The sequence below is a fragment of the Streptomyces sp. NPDC002588 genome, assembly GCF_040295925.1.
In the GTDB taxonomy this organism is placed as follows: domain Bacteria; phylum Actinomycetota; class Actinomycetes; order Streptomycetales; family Streptomycetaceae; genus Streptomyces.
In genome coordinates, this window is sequence record NZ_JBEOWF010000104.1 from 1 (window position 1) to 4332 (window position 4332).

General features: G+C 69.6%; 2 protein-coding genes and 1 pseudogene. 1 reads left to right on the forward strand and 2 read right to left on the reverse strand.

Annotated features, from left to right (window positions below; all coding sequences use genetic code 11):
• The coding region (locus ABT057_RS48875) for a beta-galactosidase trimerization domain-containing protein (RefSeq protein ID WP_352351856.1) at positions 1-429 on the forward strand (429 nt) is incomplete at its 5' end.
• 230 nt (positions 430-659) lie between these two features.
• Here the strand turns inward: ABT057_RS48875 and ABT057_RS48880 are convergent.
• Together ABT057_RS48880 and ABT057_RS48885 are read right to left on the reverse strand one after the other, a co-directional pair.
• The gene (locus tag ABT057_RS48880; RefSeq protein WP_352351858.1) at positions 660-2066 is read right to left on the reverse strand and encodes an alpha/beta hydrolase; all 1407 of its coding nucleotides are present in this window, start codon (positions 2064-2066) and stop codon (positions 660-662) included.
• 379 nt (positions 2067-2445) lie between these two features.
• Positions 2446-3246: pseudogene (locus tag ABT057_RS48885) on the reverse strand (UvrD-helicase domain-containing protein); the annotation flags it as partial.
• Positions 3247-4332 lie beyond the last annotated feature (1086 nt).

Below are 4332 nucleotides of genomic sequence, written 5' to 3' on the forward strand. Positions count from 1 at the left end.
GGCCTGACCGGCGACGTGCCTCCGGCCGCCACCGCCGACCTGTGGTCGGAACGCATACGGCTCACCGGCGCGCAAGCCATCGCCGCCTACGCCGACGGCCCGTTGGCGGGCCACCCCGCCGTCACCCGCCACCGGCACGGCAACGGCACCACCTGGTACCTGGGCACCCACCCCGACCAGAACACTGTCACCGCCCTACTCCACCGCATACGCCAGGAGGCCGACGTCACACCGGAGCACGAGGCACCCGCCGGCATCGAAGTCGTCCGGCGCCACGGCACGGAGGCCGACTACCTGTTCCTCATCGACCACACCGGCAAGGGCGCCGAAGCGCCCGCCGCAGGCATCGAACTCCTCACCGGCACACCGGTCGACGGCACCGTCACCGTCCCACCGGGAGGAGTCGCCGTCGTCCGCGAACCCCGCTGATCACTGCAGCCGACGGCGGACCCTCGCCCGGGACGTGGAGTGGACGGAGATGGCGGGTTCCCTCCTCGCCAGGACCCACCACAACCCCGAGGGACTACCGCCCACGACGACGACACTCACGTCGTCGCGGGCGAGAACGTGGTCGTCCTCGCCCGCTACACCGCTGTCAACAAGGCCACGGCAAGCGGATCGACGTCCGGGATGCCGTGAGCCACTGGGCGGTCCCAATGTCAGTGGCGGGTGGGGCGCGCCGGGCGGTCGTCGCGGCCGACCGACAATTCGGCCGGGTGGTACGGGACATACGCTGCACCGTCCAGACCGAGCGCCGTGGCGGACCGCTGGAGCGCGTCCGGAGTCGCGACGTCGTCCCAACGGCCGGTGCTGACGCGGTGTTCGAGCGCGTGCAGGGCGGCCACCGTCTCGGCGGTGGTGAACGTGCAGTGGCCCTGTCGCTCGACGAACGCCTGCCGCAGCAGCGCGCCGTCGCCGGAGGCGCGCACACGGGCGGCGAAGCGGTTCTCCTGCTCCACCGGAACCAGGTTGTCGCCGTTCGTGTGGATGTCGAGCAACGGCACGTCAAGTCCCTGGCCCGCGGAGGACGTCCGCTGCGCGGTGCGAACGGCGGCGGGATCGGCGGTGACCGTGGCGCCCTCGGTCAGCGCGCGCAGGTCGGCACGCAGGTCGAGGCCGGCTGCCTGGTAGAGGGCGCGGACCTGGGGTGCGTGTGGGGAGTCGGCCAGCAGACGGGTGTAGTCCACGCCCAGGTTCCAGGAGTTGTTGCCGCCGACGGACTGCTCCATGGCGTACCGGCCGCCCTCGACGAAGGACAGGATGCCCTGCGCGAACCAGTCGTACTGCTGTGCCTCCTGCCCCGCCCAGTCGGTCGCGGCGGTCCGGTCCTTTCCGGGCGACCAGGCGGGCAGGTTGAGGAAGGCGGCGGCCAGCGCGATCCGGGCCCGGCCCTGCGGTGTGGCCTGCGCGGCGGTGACCGCCTTGGTGAGCAGGGTGGCGGTGGCGGCCGCCTCGTCGGCGGAGCCGAAGTGGACCAGCTTGACGTCCTGCTCCGGCAGGAGCAGCTGGGCGATGGTGTGTTCGGCGTCGAGCTGATAGTTGTCCAGATCGGTGCCGCCCGCGACCAGGCCGCACTGGCCGAGCGCGCCGTCGATGCGCCCGCCGCCGTCGCGGGCGAGCTGCGCGTTGACGAGCCCGCCCATCGAATTGCCGATGGCCAGCGTGCGCTGCGGGGTGCCGATCTTCGCGGCGACCGCGTCGAGCGTGGCGAACTGGTCGCGTTCGGCGCTGTTCAGCGCCCACATCGAGCCATGGGGGTCGTACGACGACCCGGCCATCGCATAGCCCTGGGCAAGCAGTTCGGTGCGTACGGCGTCGGTGGGGGCGTCCCGGGCGACGGTGGGGCCGAAGCCGTGGCTGAACAGCAGCAGGGTGCCGTTCCAGTGCTCGGGGACGTCCGCCACCCAGGTGGCACCGTCAGAGAGGGTGCCGGTGAGATGACCGCCGGCCGGCGTGTCCGCAACGGCGGCCGGCAAGGGAACGGAGACGAGGGCGGCAGACGCCAGCGCGGCCAGGGCGATACGCAGGCGGGTGCGGCCGACGCGAGGACGGGTGCTTGCAGACATGGAACGGCTCCCTGAGGGCGGCTACGGAGCGGGACACAGGCAGATACTCAGTGCACTGAGCGAAGGTGCCGAGGAATGTAGGACTTAATCCTGGCAGCCATCAAGAAAGTGCACAACATTGCCTACGGTCGGAGCCCTGCGGCACAGCGAGCGTGGAGAGGCTGCGCCGAAACCATCCCGGTCAGCCGGGATCTGCGCGGCCCTAAGCGTAGGACCGCCAGGACGCTTCGGAGTGCCGGTGGCAGCGCGGAAGCGTGAGGTGTCCGCGACCACCACATGATCTTCCGTCTTCGCACGCAGATGATCAGCGGTGGCCGCAGCACCATCCCCATCTGCCCGGATCCCGGTTCCCGGGTCGCCGGTCCTCGGTCCTCGGTCGACCAACCTCAAAGGAACGGGTCAAGGTGAGGTGGGTGGCGTCGAAATCTGTCATCACGTCCTGGGCCCCGCGCCACCCGTAGATGGCCTGGGCGGAGTCACCGACCATCATCAGCTGGGCGTGGCTGCGTTGAGCGGCGAAGACCTGTTCCAGCACGGGGTTGGTGTCCCGAGCCTCGTCGAGGAGAAGGAAGTCGGCCTCGATCTTCGGTTCTGTCAGGGCCCACATCTTCAAGTAGTGATCGTGCTCGAAGCGGACCACGCCCTCCTCAGGGTTTTGCAGATCTGCCCAGGCCTTCACGACGAACGGCACGACGGCTTCGGCAAGTTGGGCGCCCTCTTCGAGTGATCCGAGCCTGCGCAGGGCCGGTACGTGATGAGGCGCCGGAGCCCTGTCGGCGGACTGGCAGAAGCGGGTCACCGTACGCAGCACGGCATGGGAGAGGGTTCGGTGGCTGATCTCGTGATCGCCGATACGGACGGCCGACCTGATGCCGAGGGCCTGTCCGATCCGCCACGCGGGCTGGCGAGGACTGCTGAGACGGCGAGCGAAACGGTGGCCGAGGGCTGCGTAAGCCGTCGCGTGCGCGGTCTTGCAGAGAACGGAACGTGGAAAACGGGCTGCGGCATCGTCGGCGATGTCATTGTTGAAGGGGAGGTAGAGGCCACGGCGTCCGGTACTCGCGGCAAGCAGGCACAGCGTGCTGGTCTTGCCGGTGCCAGCGCCAGCTTGTAGCACCAGGTGGTGGCCATCGCGGAAGGTGTCGACGGCGTACGCCTGTTCGTCGGTGGGGGTGTGCAACGAGTGCTCCGCGGAGAGGGTGGGCTACGGGGTCGTGTGAGAGCGGTTCGTGTCGTTCGAGTGCAGAGATGCCGGGTGACGGCTGCGCAGCAGGATGCGAGCCGCACGGGCCAGAACGTTTTCGGAGGCGTGGTGGGCGAGAAGGCCTTCGAGCTGCGCGGTCAGTTGCCGCGTACGGTCCCGCTCATCCCATTCGAGGGCCTCTACGACGGCCCGTCCTAGGTAGTCTGCGGGCTTCTCGCCTCGGGCTGCCGCGTCCCGGCGAAGCGCCGAACACAGGGCATGGGGGAGGTCGACGTTGAGCAGAACCTGGCCGGACTGGTTAGCGTAGTGAGTCGTGAGCACGTCGATCGACAGGAGGCGATCGAGCTCATGCCGAAGTGACCTGAGGGCTCGGTCAGGTGACTTGGCCCGGCGTACGGTCATCAGCCGGGTGTGGTCGGCGTTCGTCGCCAGTGGTACGGCTCTGCAGGCTCGGTGAAGCTCTCTGCCAGTCGCGGGCCTTGTCAGGATGATCTCGACAGCGTGCTGCCGTCTCATGGCCGAACCCCATTCCGTACATCGCCATCAGGGCGCGGCCGACGTCCGTGGGTTGGAAGTCGAGGGTGCACATGGGCGTGGTGGAGGAGCGGGTCGAACGGCTCCCAGTCGGTCAGTGCGAGGTCCGCCGCTGTCGGGGCGGCAACATGCTGAGGGCAGCGCTGCCTGCGCCAGCGTAACTGCTCGGCGTATGGCAGGGAGGAGAGGTCGTACAGCGCCATGGCCTCTGCAGGAAGCGCCAGTTGGCCTTGGGCGGCCGTCGCGGGGACCAACCTCCAGACGCCCGCCGAGCCCTCGGGAGCAAGCACCGTGTAGGTACACCGGTTCCGCTGCCGGGTCTGGGCCACGCACTGGATCTCGTCCACGGGTCGTGCGGCGAGGTAGCGCACGTACAGGAGCTGGACGACGGGTCTGGCGGGTCGGCTGGAGTCAGATGTCCCGGAGGCGCTCCCGGTCGACCGGGCCGTGCGCGCGCAGTCCGACCACATCGACGTCCTGCGGATCGCCTCGCCCGAGGCGTCGGCCCGCTCCGGCGCACGGCCGGAG

Excerpts from the sequence above, each read along its gene's own strand:
- ABT057_RS48880 (WP_352351858.1), bottom strand. The coding sequence starts at position 2,066 with ATGTCTGCAAGCACCCGTCCTCGCGTCGGCCGCACCCGCCTGCGTATC.